Origin of the sequence: Streptomyces sp. NBC_01451 (genome assembly GCF_036227485.1) — a bacterium.
Lineage (GTDB): Bacteria > Actinomycetota > Actinomycetes > Streptomycetales > Streptomycetaceae > Streptomyces.
The window spans coordinates 3,174,401-3,189,359 of sequence record NZ_CP109479.1; the positions used below are offsets into that span (position 1 = coordinate 3,174,401).

At 66.5% G+C, this 14,959-nt stretch carries 13 protein-coding genes and 2 pseudogenes; 7 read left to right on the forward strand and 8 right to left on the reverse strand.

What is annotated here, in order from left to right:
• Window positions 1-490: 490 nt before the first annotated feature.
• From OG595_RS13455 to OG595_RS13470, 4 genes and pseudogenes are all read right to left on the reverse strand, one after another.
• Window positions 491-676: pseudogene (locus OG595_RS13455) on the reverse strand (Imm50 family immunity protein); the annotation flags it as partial.
• A gap of 10 nt (window positions 677-686) precedes the next feature.
• Window positions 687-920, reverse strand: coding sequence for an Imm50 family immunity protein (locus OG595_RS13460; protein ID WP_329271537.1), 234 nt, complete (start codon window positions 918-920; stop codon window positions 687-689).
• A gap of 49 nt (window positions 921-969) precedes the next feature.
• Window positions 970-1,290 carry a hypothetical protein gene (locus OG595_RS13465; RefSeq protein WP_329271540.1) on the reverse strand — a complete coding sequence of 107 codons (321 nt, stop codon included), beginning with the start codon at window positions 1,288-1,290 and terminating at the stop codon, window positions 970-972.
• The gene (locus OG595_RS13470) at window positions 1,287-5,756 is read right to left on the reverse strand and encodes an RHS repeat-associated core domain-containing protein (RefSeq protein ID WP_329271542.1); all 4,470 of its coding nucleotides are present in this window, start codon (window positions 5,754-5,756) and stop codon (window positions 1,287-1,289) included. The genes OG595_RS13465 and OG595_RS13470 overlap by 4 nt, the downstream gene beginning before the upstream one ends.
• A 475-nt stretch (window positions 5,757-6,231) precedes the next feature.
• On the opposite strand from OG595_RS13470, the gene OG595_RS13475 reads away from it, so the two are divergent.
• Window positions 6,232-6,894 (forward strand): hypothetical protein, encoded by a 663-nt coding sequence (locus tag OG595_RS13475; RefSeq protein WP_329271544.1) that lies wholly within the window; start codon window positions 6,232-6,234, stop codon window positions 6,892-6,894.
• Complete coding sequence (locus tag OG595_RS13480; RefSeq protein ID WP_329271547.1) at window positions 6,882-7,913, forward strand: hypothetical protein; 1,032 nt, start codon at window positions 6,882-6,884, stop codon at window positions 7,911-7,913. Before OG595_RS13475 ends, OG595_RS13480 begins: the two co-directional genes overlap by 13 nt.
• On the opposite strand, the gene OG595_RS13485 is transcribed toward OG595_RS13480, so the two are convergent.
• Window positions 7,886-8,251: a hypothetical protein gene (locus OG595_RS13485; protein ID WP_329271549.1), complete on the reverse strand. Its 366-nt coding sequence runs from the start codon at window positions 8,249-8,251 to the stop codon at window positions 7,886-7,888. The genes OG595_RS13480 and OG595_RS13485 overlap by 28 nt on opposite strands.
• A gap of 55 nt (window positions 8,252-8,306) precedes the next feature.
• Between OG595_RS13485 and OG595_RS13490 the strand changes: the two are divergent.
• From OG595_RS13490 to OG595_RS13505, 4 genes and pseudogenes are all read left to right on the forward strand, one after another.
• Window positions 8,307-8,414, forward strand: a pseudogene (locus OG595_RS13490) (transcriptional regulator); the annotation flags it as partial.
• A gap of 11 nt (window positions 8,415-8,425) precedes the next feature.
• The gene (locus OG595_RS13495; protein WP_329271552.1) at window positions 8,426-8,617 is read left to right on the forward strand and encodes a hypothetical protein; all 192 of its coding nucleotides are present in this window, start codon (window positions 8,426-8,428) and stop codon (window positions 8,615-8,617) included.
• A gap of 119 nt (window positions 8,618-8,736) precedes the next feature.
• Window positions 8,737-9,249: a SigE family RNA polymerase sigma factor gene (locus tag OG595_RS13500; RefSeq protein ID WP_329271553.1), complete on the forward strand. Its 513-nt coding sequence runs from the start codon at window positions 8,737-8,739 to the stop codon at window positions 9,247-9,249.
• A gap of 89 nt (window positions 9,250-9,338) precedes the next feature.
• Window positions 9,339-10,640: a hypothetical protein gene (locus OG595_RS13505; RefSeq protein WP_329271556.1), complete on the forward strand. Its 1,302-nt coding sequence runs from the start codon at window positions 9,339-9,341 to the stop codon at window positions 10,638-10,640.
• A gap of 34 nt (window positions 10,641-10,674) precedes the next feature.
• Here the strand turns inward: OG595_RS13505 and OG595_RS13510 are convergent, their stop codons facing one another.
• A complete protein-coding gene (locus OG595_RS13510) occupies window positions 10,675-12,000 on the reverse strand; it encodes an Nramp family divalent metal transporter (protein ID WP_329271560.1) in 1,326 nt (441 codons plus the stop codon).
• A 208-nt stretch (window positions 12,001-12,208) separates the two neighbouring features.
• Here OG595_RS13510 and OG595_RS13515 point away from each other — a divergent pair, with 208 nt between their 5' ends.
• Complete coding sequence (locus OG595_RS13515) at window positions 12,209-13,570, forward strand: M14 family metallopeptidase (RefSeq protein WP_329271563.1); 1,362 nt, start codon at window positions 12,209-12,211, stop codon at window positions 13,568-13,570.
• Window positions 13,571-13,635: 65 nt separating this feature from the next.
• On the opposite strand, the gene OG595_RS13520 is transcribed toward OG595_RS13515, so the two are convergent.
• Both OG595_RS13520 and OG595_RS13525 read right to left on the reverse strand, forming a co-directional pair.
• Window positions 13,636-14,283, reverse strand: a complete 648-nt coding sequence (locus tag OG595_RS13520; RefSeq protein WP_329271565.1) for a hypothetical protein — start codon at window positions 14,281-14,283, stop codon at window positions 13,636-13,638.
• A gap of 248 nt (window positions 14,284-14,531) precedes the next feature.
• The gene (locus OG595_RS13525; RefSeq protein WP_329271567.1) at window positions 14,532-14,951 is read right to left on the reverse strand and encodes a RidA family protein; all 420 of its coding nucleotides are present in this window, start codon (window positions 14,949-14,951) and stop codon (window positions 14,532-14,534) included.
• Between the last annotated feature and the right edge of the window lie 8 nt (window positions 14,952-14,959).

Genomic DNA, 14,959 nt, shown 5'->3' on the forward strand with positions numbered 1-14,959 from the left:
CTCAACACCGAATCTTCTAGATCAACTAACGGAAGGTGGAGCTTGATCCACGGAGAGTGAGGCGAATATGCCACAAGTCGGGTGCCGGGGAGGGTAGTTGACGGGAGGCGCCCGACGAAGCCGATGCACCTTTCGAGGGCAGGTCTGCCAAGATTTTTCACACCTTCGACAACTTCGCGCGTAAACCTCACCTCCGGAATTGTGGCCTCCATCACAGTGCGAGCAGTTCGCGTCTGATCCGCTGCCCGGATGCTGGTCAGCCTGATACTCCGCGCCTCACTGGAGACAGGTGCGGGTGCGGTTCGAGTGCGGGTGCGGTTCGAGGGCATACCCGGGCACTGGGAGCCTTTCCCTCGCCTTCAGGGGCTGTCCGAAGCGAGATAGGCACGCGTTCTGGTCAGGCGGACCGCAGCCGCAAGGAAGGCGATACCGGAAGCCTCGGAGCCGAGGGCCACGTCGAGGTGTCCTCCATCGCGGACGGTCAGGTCGATCAGCTGGCCTCAGAAGCTCCCCAGCCCGTTACCCGGAGACCGGTCACACCCGTGAAGAAGAGGTGGAACTCGAAGGCGTTGAAGCCCTTCCCCCTCCATTCAGGAGGCAGGTTCACCGGGAAGGCCCTGGTGTCGAAGCCCAGGGTCACCGAGTCGTCCCGTTCGTCGATGTGCACGCAGAAGAGATCGCACTCGTCAGTTCTCCACCGCCAGAAACTTCAATTGACACTGCACCGTGTCCATAACCGCATCGATCCACTCCTGTGGTGCCGAAGCGGGAAAGTAGGGCAGGTCGATGCGGAGCGTTACCGTGGGCCCGCGCCAGTTCAGATTGATCGATCTGATCCTGACGTCAACGAGGTCCGGGACATGGCCATAGAGCGAATCGAGTGCTTCCGGATTCACGATAAAGCTCTCAACGGTCGCCATACCCGACCTTCGCCCATAGCTGTTACGCAGTGGCGGGAGCTGCTGCGAATCACGTTCCGATCGTCCAAAAAGGCGAGTCCTCGGGAGGAGCGGGCCTCACTTCCCACTCGGAGAGATCTTCGCCAGGCGCGCCGTACGGCAACTGACCGTCCCGTGGCTCGAAGTAGAGGCCGTAGGCCCAGTACTCCGGCATCTCATGACACATGAGGTCGGGGTACGGCTCGATCCGAGCGCCCTCGTACGTCGAGTTGATCCTGGCCACAGCTTCGGCTCGGGAGATTCCGAACCGGCTGACCATCTCCTCGGCGATCTCGCGGAAATATTCGAGCATCTCCCCATCAAGTTCGATGAGGAACTCCTCAGTCTTCACGATGGACCCACTCTCCGTACGAATGAATTGTCAAACAACTGGGCTGCACGATCGGTGAAGATCGCAATTTGATGCCCATCAAATACACCAGGTTTCCCCTTGAGGAACGCTGGGACGTTTCTCAGCATAGGGCCTTCGACCATGTCATATCCATGCATGTCGCCACCGCTTCGGTGATGCCTGATGAAGTCGGCGAGCTCATCACTTGGACCCTCGAAAATCCTGCTGTTCAGGTTGTCCAGCTCACTCCTGGGCACACGGAAGTGCAGAACCGCAGGAACATCGTTGTACTTGGTCCCCAGCCTCTTCGCCCAGTCGACGGCCTGCTGCGGACTGTTGGTGACATAGAAACCGTATGAACCGAAGTCCATCTTCCGCGGCTTGAATCCGGGGTCGATCCCGCGAGCAAGAATGTTGTCCGCTCCGGATCCGGTCGTCCCGTGGTAGAGGTCCACCATGCAGGGCGCTTTCAGACCCAGCGGGTCCTTCCACTGCAGCGGATTCTTCACGTACGCGTAATGGTTGGGCGCTGGCGTCCGCCCCAACGGATCGGGGCTCAGATAACGTGCCGTACCAGGTTCGTAATAGCGGTGAAGATTGTAGTGCAGCCCGGTTTCTTCGTCGAAATATTGGCCCGGAAAGCGCAGTGGGCAGTCGACGCGCGGTGCGTCGGCCCGTTCCGTGGGAACACCCCAGAGCGTCGACGACTGCGTCCACACGACCGCCCCGCCGGGATCGACGAGTTCCGTCGGCGTCCCGATGAGGTCGGTGACGATGGCGTAGAAGCGTTCATCGATCTCGTCCTGCGCCGTGTCCGGCCCAATCATCGGACCGGTGGCGCGTACCCGCTGGCCGATCGGGATCGGGCCGTCTCCCCAGTCCCACGACAGGCTGACGGTTCCGTCCGTCTGTTCGGCGAGGTTGTCACCGTCCCAGAAGAAGGAGACCTGCTCGGCCACGGTGGCCCCGTCGTCCCCCAGCAACTGCTTGGCGACACGTCGGCCCACCGGGTCGTAGACGTAGTGCCAGCGGCGACCGTCAGGGGCCAGGACGTCGGTGAGCTGGTCTTCGGCGTTCCAGGTGTAGCGCCAGACGCGTGTGCCGCCGGACAGCAGTTTTGTGGTCCGCTTCACTACGCGGCCCTGTTCGTCGTGACGGTAGCGGGTTCGGCCCGCCCGCTCGATCAGAGTGCCGGAGTAGGTACGCTCGCCGGGACCGGTCTCCTCATCGTTCACCGGAGCTGATGTGCTGAACTCGGTGAGGTTGCCGAGGTCGTCGAACCGGTAGATCTCGTCCAGGCCGTCGCTGCCGCCTCTCGCGGCCGTCACCCTCCCGGCGGCGTCGAACAAGAAGGTCCGCTCACCGAGACGTGAGTCGGTGACCGAGGAGAGCATGCCGTCGGGACGGTGCTGGAACGTGCGCCGCCGGACGTCGCCGGACTCCGTTACGAGCCGTTGCGTGGTGCGCAGCTGATCCGCGTCCCATTCATGGGTCAGACGTACGGCGTCCCCTAGCACCCGTTCGATCTCGCGGCCGGCGATGTCGTACTGGAACATGACGTCGCGTCGCCCGGATCGCTGTACGACGGAGCGCTGTTCGGCGTCGTAGCTCCACCGGGTGATCGCGCCGCTCGGCGTACGACGCGCGAGGCGCCGTCCGATGAGGTCGTACTCGGAGCGCACCTCTCGTCCGTTCCACGACTCCGCGAGTACCCGGCCCATTGCGTCGTGCTCCGTACAGAGTTCGACTTCCGTGCCACACGCCTTTACGAGCCTGCCGAGCACGTCGTACTCATACGTCGTGTTGGTGCCATCAGCCTCCATGGCGATGACGTTGCCGATGGCGTCGTACCGGAACTCGGTAACCTGACCGGCCCCGTTGGTTCGCTCGACCAACTGTCCGCCGGCGTCGTAACGGTAGGTCAAGGTCCGACCATTGAAGTCCGTTTCGGATGTCACCCGGCCTACCCCGTCATAGGTGTAAATCCACTCCTGGCCAACCGCGTTGATGACGCTCCGTAGCCTCAGCTCGGTGTCGTACCGGAAGCGTTCCAGTGTCCCGTCCTCGCTCTCCCGCAGCGTGCAGAGATCGAAGTGGGTGTTCTCGAAGCGGGTGTGGCGGCCGTTCGACGACGTGTAGTCCAGCGGGTTGCCCTCTGCGTCGTACGACCAGTCCTCCATGGTCCCGTTCGGCAAGTGGCGCCACGCGATCCGGCCCTCGGTGGTCCATCCGACCCGGGTTACGGCACCGAAGGGGTCGACGAGTTCGACGATCCGACCGAACGCGTCACGTACGAGTGAGTTCCGCGCCCCCAATGTGTCGACCATGGCGACCACGAGTCCGGCGGCGTCGTTGGTCAGCGTCTGCTGTCGGTGGCCAAGCGCGTCAGTGACACAGGTGAGACCGCCGTGCTCGTCGAACGTGAAGGCCGTTGTGGCACCGAGTGCATCGACGACCGCCACACGGTTGCCACGCTCGTCGTAGACCGACTCCCAGGTGTTGCCGTCCGGCTGGGTCACCTTCGTGACCTGCCCGAACTCGTTGTACCGCTTGGCTACGACACAGCCGTCCGGACGGACTACTTGCGTGGTGTTGCCGGCGTCGTCGTGGCCGAAGCGGGTCGTACGGCCCAGGGGGTCGGTCAGAGACACCAGCCGACCGTGATCGTCCCAGTCTCGGGTCGTGGTGTGTCCCAGCGGATCGGTCTCGGTGACAGGGCGGAGGTCCCCGTCGAAGGTGTAGGTGATTCGCTGGTCGAGGGAATCTGTCGCAACGGTGGTGCGTGTCTCATCGTCATACGCGTAGGAGTACGCGAGCACACCGCTGTCGCCGCCCGTACGGACGCAGCGGCCGACTTCGTCGTATGTGTAGCGGTACCAGTCGCCGTTCCTGCTTCTCCAGCCGGTAAGCCGCTGCTGGTCGCCGTAGCTGTAGCGCTGAGGCACCGCGGACGAGTCTGTGGCACCGACCAGACGGCCTTGTGCGTCGTACTCGTACGTCATGAGGCGGGGCCGGTCCGGAGCGCTGAGGAGCGTCAGGGATGTCACGCGGCCGGACGAGGCGGTGACTCCGAGCCGGTAGCCGCTCCGGTGCGCCACCTCGCAGGGGGAGCCGTCCTCCGCGTATCGAATGTCGATCGCGTTGTCGTTGCGGTCCCGGAGGCCGACCAGCGGGAGTTCCGCGGTGGGGCCGCCGGGCGCTCGGCGGAAATGGAGCGTCGTACCACTCTGAGGCTGGTGGACGGTGACCTCTCCGTCCGGAGTGCCGTCCCAGCGCAGAGGCCAGTTGGGACCGAAGACCGGCGGCATCGGCTCGCCCGGCTCCGGAACCGCGTAGTAGAGCATGGTGCCGTCTGCGCCGATGAACCGGAGGCCGTCGCGGTCGATGACGATCCGCTGGTCAAGGGTGGACGTCCAGTCGGCGCCGAACCAACGCCCCGAGTGCACCCCAGTGCGGTGACTACGCTCGATGACCAGAGGCAGGACTCCGGGCAGAGTGACGTCGGTAATCGACATCACCATCTGGCCCGTGGCCATGTCGATCGGGTCGCCACAGGTGAAGAGCGTTTTCATCTGGCGGCCCAGGTTCTTCATACCTGGACCGAGCCCCTTGACGCCCATGGCCATGCCCTTGAGACCGGTCTTACCGAACGCCTTCAGCCCCTTGGCGAGCCCACCGAGGGTGGTCAGCCCCTTCATCCCCGGAATGCAGTCCAGCGCGGCAAAACCCACATCCCACAGGGACGCCTGCCCCTTGGAATACTTGTAGAGCGTGTCCGCCAACACGACGAGGGCCGCGATCAGCACGATCGCACCGAGAATCGGCCCCCCGATAATCATCGCCACAACCCCGACGACAGCGACGACAATCTTGCAGACCGCGACGATGGTGTCCCAGTTGTCGACGAACCAGTCCCCGACCTCCTCCCACCAACTCCGGTTCTGAATACCCGCGTCCGACGCCTCGCCGATCCTCCGCTTCGCCTCCCCCGCCGCGTCCTCACGCATCTTCCGCGCGTCCTCGGCCATCTTCTTCGCCGCATCCAACGCCGACTGCGCGCTGCCGACGTCCGACCGGGCACTGTCCTGCGCGGTCTTGGCGTGCTGCGCGTCACGGGTGGCCGCCCGGACCTTCGCCTCGTCCGGCTTCTCCGCCGCCCTGCTGCCCGTCGGATCGTCCTTGTACTTGTCCGACTCCTTCGCCGCCCGCGACACCCACGAATCAGCCGACGACAGACGCGACTTGGCCGACGCCAGATCCGCCTGCGCCTCCCGCCCCTTCGCCAAAGCCCGGTCCGCCAGCGCCTGCGCCCGCTCCAGCCTCGGCCAGTAATCCACCAGCGCGTCACCGCACAGGTCGTACGACCTCTTCAGCTTCTTCAGATTCTTCGGCACATCCGAGAACTCGTCCTGGAACACCTCAGCGGTCTTCCCCGCCCACTCCAGCGTCTCGTTCTCCGACGCCATCCCCTTCACCAACCGCAACGCATCCGCGACATCATCCGCGAAGTCATGCAACGTACGAGCCAGCTGACGGACACGATCCGGATCACCCGGCGTCGGGTCCCTGTCCAGATCCAGCACATGCCAGTCCGCCGGCCGATACCCCGCCATCCCGCAACCCCCGTCACGCCAACATCCTCAACAACACCCGTACACACACGCGAACTTACTGCGCTTCAGCGTTCGACGGAAAGCTCGGAACGGGCAAGGAACCGATCAGAAGCGATGTGGGTCACGCTGTGCGGCGCAGAAGGTTGCGAAGATCACGTCCACTTGTGGAGGCGTCAGGCGCAGGGCCTGAGCGTAGAGCCGAAGCAGCGTGTACGGCGACCAGTCCTTTGCCGTTGCCACAGTGCAACCTGGGTCGCCTGGCGGAACCACCGGCCCCACCGATAGCGTCTTGGTTTTGTTGGCACATCTGTCTCACGGGGAGTCCATTTTGAAGCGCCGCTCTTTGCCCGTTGCTGCTGCGCTCGTCGCGTCCGCCGCCCTGCTGTTGACTGCCTGTGGCGGCGACGACAGCGGATCCAAGGACAACGACAAGATCGCCGGGGCCGACACCGGGAGCGAGACCTCGGCATCGCCGACAGCGTCCGCCTCGGATTCGGCGGCATCCGCCGACCGGCCGAAGATCGAGTTGCCGTCCGACCTGACCTACACCTTCGAATGGCCCAAGACGGGTGACAAGGACAAGGACGCGGTCCTCAACGACAGCGAGCAGTTCATCAAGGCCGTGGACATGGCGATCGCCAATCAGGACCCGCTGGACAAGGCGTACCAGTTCTACTCCGAAGGCGAGGCTGCGGCCGGATCCCAGAAGTTCATTCAAGAGTTCGTGGACTACAAAGACCGCATCACCGGCGCCAAGCATTACTTCGACGCCAAGGTGAGCGTCAACGGTGACGGAACCGCCGGTCTGGTCTACTGCGAGGACCAGACCAAGGCGTACAACAAAAGCCTCAAGACCGGCAAAACCGATGTGACCCCGGCATCGAAGGACAGTTATGTCCTCTACGCCAGCCGACTGCGGGTCGACAAGAACGGCATTTGGATCACGGAGACGCTGACGTCGCAACGGGGGAGTTCAGCATGCCAGTCCTGACGTACCGGTGCCCTGCAGTGGTCACGCTGACCGTGGGCGCCTTGCTGTTGTGCCCCGTGCAGGCGTTCGCGGGTTACGGGCATGGCGGCAGCAGCAACGGCAACGAGACCGTGGAAGGCGGCCAGGACGGCCAGAACCTCACGGCAACCGCCGGCGCCGTCGTCTACGACCGTTCCAAGAACGGGTCCGGGCAGTCGGCCGGTCCCGTGACCGCGACTGGCAGTTGGACGCCGCCCGCTTGCTGGTATGCGCCGACGTACAGCCCCGAGGAGCTTGAGAAGGTCAAGGTGCCGGTCTGGGAGGCGGGGTCCACGGGGTATGAGTGGGATGCCGAGCAGCGGGAGAAGTACCTCAACGAGGACGACCACACGAAGGACTTCAACAAGGACAAGACCGGCAAGGGCTACTGGTGGGGCTCCTACGTCAACAAGTCCTTCCCGCCGGGCTGGGACTCCTGCAAGGAGGACTACTTCTGGGTCGACACCGGTGACGCCCCGCCCGCCAACATCGACAACGTCATCACGCCGGAAATCCTCGCCGGACTCGCCTACAACGAGATCCGCGTCCCCTCCACCAAGGTGACCCTCGCCCCCGCCGGCCCCACCAAGGTGAACCTCCCGACCTGGGCCTGGCTGGACGCGGCTCAGTTCAAGCCGGTCTCCGTGACCGCGTCCGTCCCGGTTCTCCAGATGGAGGCCACCACCGTCGCCGAGCCTGTCTCTCTCAGGATCGAACCCGGTACCGCCGACGCGCAGGTCTACCCCGCGTCGGGCGTCTGTACGTTCGTCAACGGGCGGATCGGGGAACCGTACGCCGCCGGGAAGGCGAAGCAGACCCCGCCCTGCGGTGTGAAGTACCTGCGTTCCTCCGGTGACGGGACCTATCCGCTCCGCGCCACCATCACCTGGAAGATCCACTGGACCGGTACGGGTGTTCCCCAGGAACAGCCGCTGCCCGACGGTGAGTTCGGGGCCGAGCAGGCCGTCGTCGTTCAGGAGATCCAGGCCGTCAACCGCTGAGGCGGCTGTCCGCTCGCCGCCGACCCGTACTTCGCCGCCGTCTCTCGCGGCAGCGTCGCCCACATGCGCGTCCCGCCGCCCGGTTCGCGGGACGCGCCGAAGCCCCAGTCGCCCTCGCAGGACCTGCATACGCAGGCCAGGACGCGGAGGGAGGCTCGGCGGCGGGTGTCGCACGCTGTCGCGAGGTTCGGCTGGGTGTGGCGGGGGTGGCTGTCGTAGACGATCACTCGGAGCGTGGCGGCCCGGTAGCGGAGGGCGAGGTGGAAGTCCATGGACTCCGTGAACTGGCATGCCGTTGCGGTGAGTTCGGAAACGGCTTGCAGGGCCGGGGCCAGCATGTCGGCCAGGTCGTACGCACGCGGGAACGCCCCTGTCGCCGCCCTCGACCACGCAGAGGGCCAGTTGGCGAAGTACCGTGCCCACCTGGACTGGATGGAGGGCCTCGCCCTGTCACCGGAGGCGTCGCGCGACTTCATCCAGGACATCGCCGGCCAACTCTGAGGGAGCCATCCATGAACGACATCACCTGGGAAGAGCCGTTCTGCGGCGAGGGAAACTCCTGCTTCCGCCTCGGCACCGACCCCACCGGCAACGCCTACATAGCCATAGCCGGTGCCGAGGACGCCTACCTCACCGACACCCGTGAAGCGCTCCGTACGCTCATCCTCGACATCAAGGCGGGGAAGGCCGACCACCTCCTCTGAAGCTGCTCCGAGGCTCTCCGAGGTTCCCTGCAACATTTCCCCGTGCCCACCGCGTCAATGAGGTGAGTGCAGTCCACGCGCTGACGACCTGAGCGCGGCGCAGGCAACAGGGGGAACGTATGAGGAAGGTCCGCGCGGACGAGTACGCGGAGTTCGCGGTGGCGCGCGCGGGGCATCTGTACCGCTCCGCGTGTCTGCTCACCGCCGGGGACACATACCTCGCCGAGGACCTGGTGCAGGAGACGCTCGGGCGGTTGTACGTCCACTGGGGGCGCGTCTCCCGGGCCAACAATCCCGCGGGGTACGCGCAGACCGTGCTCACCCGCGCCTTTCTCACGCATCAGCGGCGCCGCAGCAGTACCGAGCGGGCCACCGACGTGCTGCCCGAGGTGCCCGCCCCGTCCGCCGGAGCCGACGTGACCATGCGGCTCACCCTGGTCGAGGCGCTCGCCCAACTCCCGCCCAAGGACCGGGCGGTGGTCGTCCTGCGCTACTGGGAGGACCGTTCCATCGAGGAGACGGCGAGTGCGATGAACGTCAGCTCGGCCGCCGTACGCACCCGTTGTGTCCGCGCACTCGCCCGGCTGCGCACCCTCCTGGGCGAGGAACTCGGCGAGTACGCGATCCGCTGACGTCCGCCTCCCCTCCCCCACCTCTCTCCGCCCCGCTCCGCCCCGTCCCGGTACACAATTCCCGTACACAGCAGAAGTGGTGGTTCCCCATGTCCGTTGAACATCGAGACGACCAGTTCGAGGACCGGCTCGGCGCCGCCCTGCGCAACGCCGGCGGTGCCTTCGACGCCGATCGTGCCGCCCTCGTCGCCGGCGGGGAGAGCCGGGGGCGTCGGCTCCGGATGCGCCGCCGGACCGCTGTCGTGAGCGGCGCCGCCGCGATCGCGCTGGTGGGGGTGGGCGGTGCGCTGGTCGCGCCCTGGGGCGGTGACGGGAGCGGACAGCGGGCCGTGGGGGCCGGCGGGACCACGGTCGGGCCCGGTGATGCCACCGGCACCGCCACGCCCTCCCCCGTCTCCGGCGCCCAACTGCTCAGCACCCTGAAGGAGTTGTTGCCGAAGGGCACACTCAGCAAGGAGTCGGCGCGCGGCACGGACGCGAAGCAGGGTCCGTACGTGTATGCCGTGTTCGACGACGGGAAGGGCGCCGCGGCGCTCTCCGTCAGCCTCGGCCGGGTCGAGCCGGGGAGCGTGCAGGCCCGGGAGGCGACCGAGTGCCCGGACACGGCGTTCACTCCGTACGACGACTGCGCGAGGAGCACGCTGTCCGGCGGCACGGCGCTCAGGATCCTCAAGGGGTACGAGTATCCGGACCGCCGCGTCGACACGAAGCTGTGGACGGCGGACCTGGTCACGCCTGGCGGGGAGCGTGTGTCGGTGAGCGAGTGGAACGCCGCCGCCGAGAAGGGCTCGCCCATTACTCGCCCCGAACCGCCCCTGTCGAAGAGCCAGTTGAAGACCTTCGTCACCGATCCCGCGTGGCTCAGGGCGGCCAACGCCATTCCCGTGGTCACCGCGACGGGAACCCCGTCGGTCCCCTCGGCCTCGTCGAGCCCGACTCAGGGGGCCGGCAGCGGCACCGTCTTGTCGACGCTCACCGGTCTGCTCCCGAAGGGCCTCTCCGTGGTCGGCAAGAGCAGTGGTGAGGACAGCGAGTACGCCTATGTCGTCGTCGACGACGGCAAGGGCAGGAGCTTCGTCCAGATCAATGTGCAGCCCAACATGAGTGACGTGGAGGACCAGCTCTTCGGCGAGGGCTCGGGCGCCGTGACCCGGCCCGACGGGATCAAGGTCGTCGTCCGTCAGGGGGTTGGCGACGACCAGGGTCTGGGGCTCGTCATGCGGACCGCCGACACCCTCTGGCCCGACGGTCTGCGGGTGGTCGTCAGCGCCTTCAACTCCGCGAGCCAGATCACCGGCCCGACCCGGGACAAGCCCGCTCTGACCCTCGACCAGCTCAAGACGATCGCTACGGACTCGAAGTGGCAGGGACTGCTGCCGCCCCCCAACTGAGCCTCGCGGAGGGGCTTCTCGGTCCCTGAGGGACTCAGAAGAACTCCGACCACGGCTGGTCCCAGATCTGCTTCACGCACAGCACCAGGAACAGCAGGCCCGCCATCACCAGCATCGTGTTGCTCAGCAGCCGGTTGCGCCATTCGGCGGGCGTGCGGGAGGAGTTGAGCAGGACCAGCAGGGTGCCCGCGAGGAACGGGAGGAAGGCCGCGCCCAGGACGCCGTACAGGATGATCAGGCGGAAGGGCTGGCCCTGGAAGAGCAGGACGATGGGCGGGAAGGTCAGCCACAGCAGGTACGCGCGGAACGGCCACGACCGTTCGCGGGTGCCCGAGGCGACCTCCTCGCCTGTCGTCCGGGTACCGCGGAGGCGTTCCACGAAGTCCGCGAACATCAGGCTCACGCCGTGCCAGACGCCGATCAGCGACGTGTAGGAGGTGGCGAAGAAGCCGATCAGGAAGAACTTCGCGGTCGCCGTCCCGTACTTGTCCTCCAGGATGTCGCTCAGCTGGATCAGGCCCTTGTCGCCGCTCGCGATCGCGATGTTGGCCGAATGCAGCAACTCGGCGCCCACGAACAGCATCGCGACCACGAAGATGCCCGTCGTCGCGTAGGCGACACGGTTATCGAGGCGCATCACCTTCATCCAGCCGGTGTTGGTCCAGCCCTTCGCGTTGACCCAATAGCCGTACGCCGCAAGGGTGATGGTGCCGCCCACGCCGCCGATCAGGCCGAGCGTGTTGAGGATCGAGTCCTTCTCGTCGGGGAGGACGGGCAGCAGGCCGGCGAAGGCGTCCCCGAGGTTCGGGGTGACCCGGATCGCCAGGTAGACCGTGACGACGAACATCACGCCGACCAGCACGGTCATGACCTTCTCGAAGACCTCGTACTTGTTGAACCAGACGAAGACCAGGCCCGACAACCCGCACAGGATCGCCCATGCCTTGAGGTCCATGACGTCCGGGAACAGGGCTTGGAGCGGCAGCGCGCTCGACGACATCGCCGCCGCGCCGTAGACGAAGCCCCAGATCACGACGTAGGCGACGAAGAAGTACGTCGTCCAGCGGCCGAGGCTCGCCCAGCCGTCGAAGAGGGTGCGTCCGGTGGAGAGATGCCAGCGGCCGGCGGCCTCGGCGAGGGAGATCTTCACCAGGCAGCCGAGTACGGCGGCCCACAGGAGGGTGTAGCCGAAGTTGCTGCCGGCGATGAGGGTCGCCACCAGGTCGCCGGCGCCGACCCCGGTCGCCGCGACGACGATCCCCGGGCCGATGTACTTCCAACTGGATTTACGGGGAGCCGAGTGGGGACCTGGGGCGCCCGTGGCCCCTGATTCCGTGGTGTTTCCTGTGGTGTCCGCCATGTACGTAAAGGAAGCGCAAAGAGGCCGGGGTGCACAAGAGGGCGTCAGCCGGTTCACGCCATCACCCTTCAGGCGCTCTTGACCTGGCCATGTCATAGCCGCACGATGGCGCCACACCCGCACCAGTCCGTCGCACCGAAGAACCACCCCCCGCTCCACTCCCCAGCTTCCGGAGATCCCGGAACTCCCGGAGAAAACAGGAGACTTCATGCGACTACGCACACGAGGCTCAGGTGCCCGCAGCGGCAGACGGTCCGCCGCCGCTGTCGGCCTGCTGTCGCTCGCCCTCGCCGTCGGCCTCACGTCCGCGGCACCCGACGACGCCACCGCGACCAGCGCCGCACGCCCGGCGGCCTCGGCGGACGACATCCGTCAGTACGAGATCAACTTCGCGAACTCCACGTCCGACGTCCGCACCGACATCATGGCGTCGGGCGTGACCGTGGACGAGGCCGACGAGGAGCGGGTCGTGGTCTCCGGCCGCGCCGAGCAGGCCAGGAAACTGGCCCAACGCGGCTATGAGATCACCCTGTTGGGCTCGGCGCCGGACCGTTCCAGCAGCGCCGACGACGTACGGCTGCTCGACTTCCCCACCGCCGACTCCCGCTATCACAACTACGCCGAGATGACGTCGGAGATCAACTCCCTCGTCTCGGCCAACTCCTCCATCGCCAGCCAGCGGGTCATCGGCACCTCGTACTCGGGCCGGAACATCGTCGCCATCAAGCTCAGCGACAACGTCGGCACCGACGAGGCGGAGCCCGAGGTGCTGTTCACCCACCACCAGCACGCCCGTGAGCACCTCACCGTCGAGATGGCGCTCTACCTGCTGCGCAATCTGACCTCCACCTACGCCACCGACTCCCGGGTCAAGTCGATGATCGACTCCCGTGAGATCTGGATCATCCCGGACCTCAACCCGGACGGCGGCGAGTACGACATCGCGAGCGGCCAGTACCGTTCGTGGCGCAAGAACCGCCAGCCCAACAGCGGTTCGTCGTACGTCGGCACGGACATGAACCGCAACTGGAACTATCGCTGGGGCTGCTGTGGCGGTTCCTCCGGCTCGACCTCGTCGGAGACGTACCGCGGTCCGTCCGCCGAGTCCGCGCCCGAGGTCAAGGTGGTCGCCGACTTCGTCCGCAGCCGGGTCGTGGGCGGCGTCCAGCAGATCAAGACGGGCATCGACTTCCACACGTACAGCGAACTGGTGCTGTGGCCCTTCGGGTACACGACCGCCAACACCACGACGGGGATGACCCAGGACGACCGGGACGCCTTCGCCACGGTCGGCGGGAAGATGGCCGCCAGCAACGGTTACACGCCCGAGCAGTCCAGCGACCTGTACATCACCGACGGCTCGATCGACGACTACCTCTGGGGCAGTCAGAAGATCTTCGCGTACACCTTCGAGATGTATCCGACGTCCAGTTCGGGGGGCGGCTTCTATCCGCCCGACGAGGTGATCGACCGGGAGACGGCCCGCAACCGGGACGCGGTGCTGCAACTGCTGGAGAACTCGGACTGCATGTACCGGTCCATCGGGAAGCAGACGCAGTACTGCTCCTGACGGGCGCCTGAAGTGGTGGGGAGCTGCGGGCCGGCTGTGACCGGCCGCGCAGTTCCCCACGTCCCTTACGGGGCGCTCTTCTCAAGGCCCTCTGTGTCTTGTGCGTCCCCTGAGTCCCCTGAGGGGTCCGAGGCGTCCGAGTCCCCTGAGGGCTCTGCGCCCTCCGAGTCCGCTGCGTCCTCCGCGTCCTCTGTGTCCTCGGAGTCCTCGAAGTAGGCGTCCAGAACCGCGTCCAGTTCCGTTTCCCACTCCTGGTACTGGGACTTCGCCTTCGCCTCGATCTCGACCGGGTACCAGCGGCGGTCCGGCGTGTGGACCGTCACCGTGAACCGCTTGCCGAAGCGGGACGTCTCCGTCTCCACGGCCCCGATCTCGTCCCAGCGGAACTCGCACTCCTGGTCGTCCAGGTAGAGCCGTACGCCACTGTGGTCGGCGATGATCTTCGCCCGGCGGTCGGACGCCTCGAAGACGGGGCCGTCGACCTCGGGGGCCGCCGCCTCTCCCTCTGCCGCCGGCTCCGCTTCCGCCTCGGGGGCGGCCTCCTCGGGGGCGGCCCCCTCCGGAGCAACATCCTCCGGTGCGGCCTCCTTCACCGGGTCCGGAATCCCGTCCTCCGGCTTCGCCGGCACGGGTGAAGTGAGCCCGGGGATGGCCGCAGGGTCGACCGCGGCGGTTTCCAGGGGCTTGCTGCTCGAACCTATGCGCTGCTCCACAGGCGGAAGTATGGCGGACATTGCTGTGTCATGGGACAGCAGGGGCCAGAGAGATCCGGCGAGATCCGGAGAGCGCCCGCGCGACCCCGCCGGCCTCGCGGATCGCGGCACGGCGGCCCAGGGGTGCTTCGGGGCGGGCGCCGTGCCGTGCCGTACCGGTTTACGAGGTGCGTCGTGCGGAGTGCGCGGGGTGCGCAGCGTTCGGGGTGCGCGGGGTGTGCTGTGCGGGAGTCGACGAGCGCCGGGGGTCAGCCGAGTACGGCGAGCGCGTCGATCTCGATGAGGAGGCCGGCGGGCAGACCGACGTAGACGGTGGTCCGGGCGGCCGGGGGCGCGGTGAGGGCCTGCTCCTCGAAGTACGTGTTGTAGATGCCGTTCATCTCGGCGAAGTGGTCCACGTCCGTGAGGTAGACGCGGATCATCATCACGTCGTCCCAGCTCGCGCCCCCCTCCTCCAGGATGGCCTTGACGTTGGCGAGCGTCTGGAGGGTCTGCTCGGCCAGGGTCGGCCCGGCGGGCGTGGGGGGCTGCCCCTCGACGGCGGGCAGGAAGCCGACCTGCCCGGCCACCTGCAGGATGTTCCCCTTCCGCACACCGTGGGAGAACTTGGCGGGTGGGGTGGTGTGGGTCCTGGGAGTGAGGGCGATCTTCTCGGACTTCTCGGTCATCAGCTGGA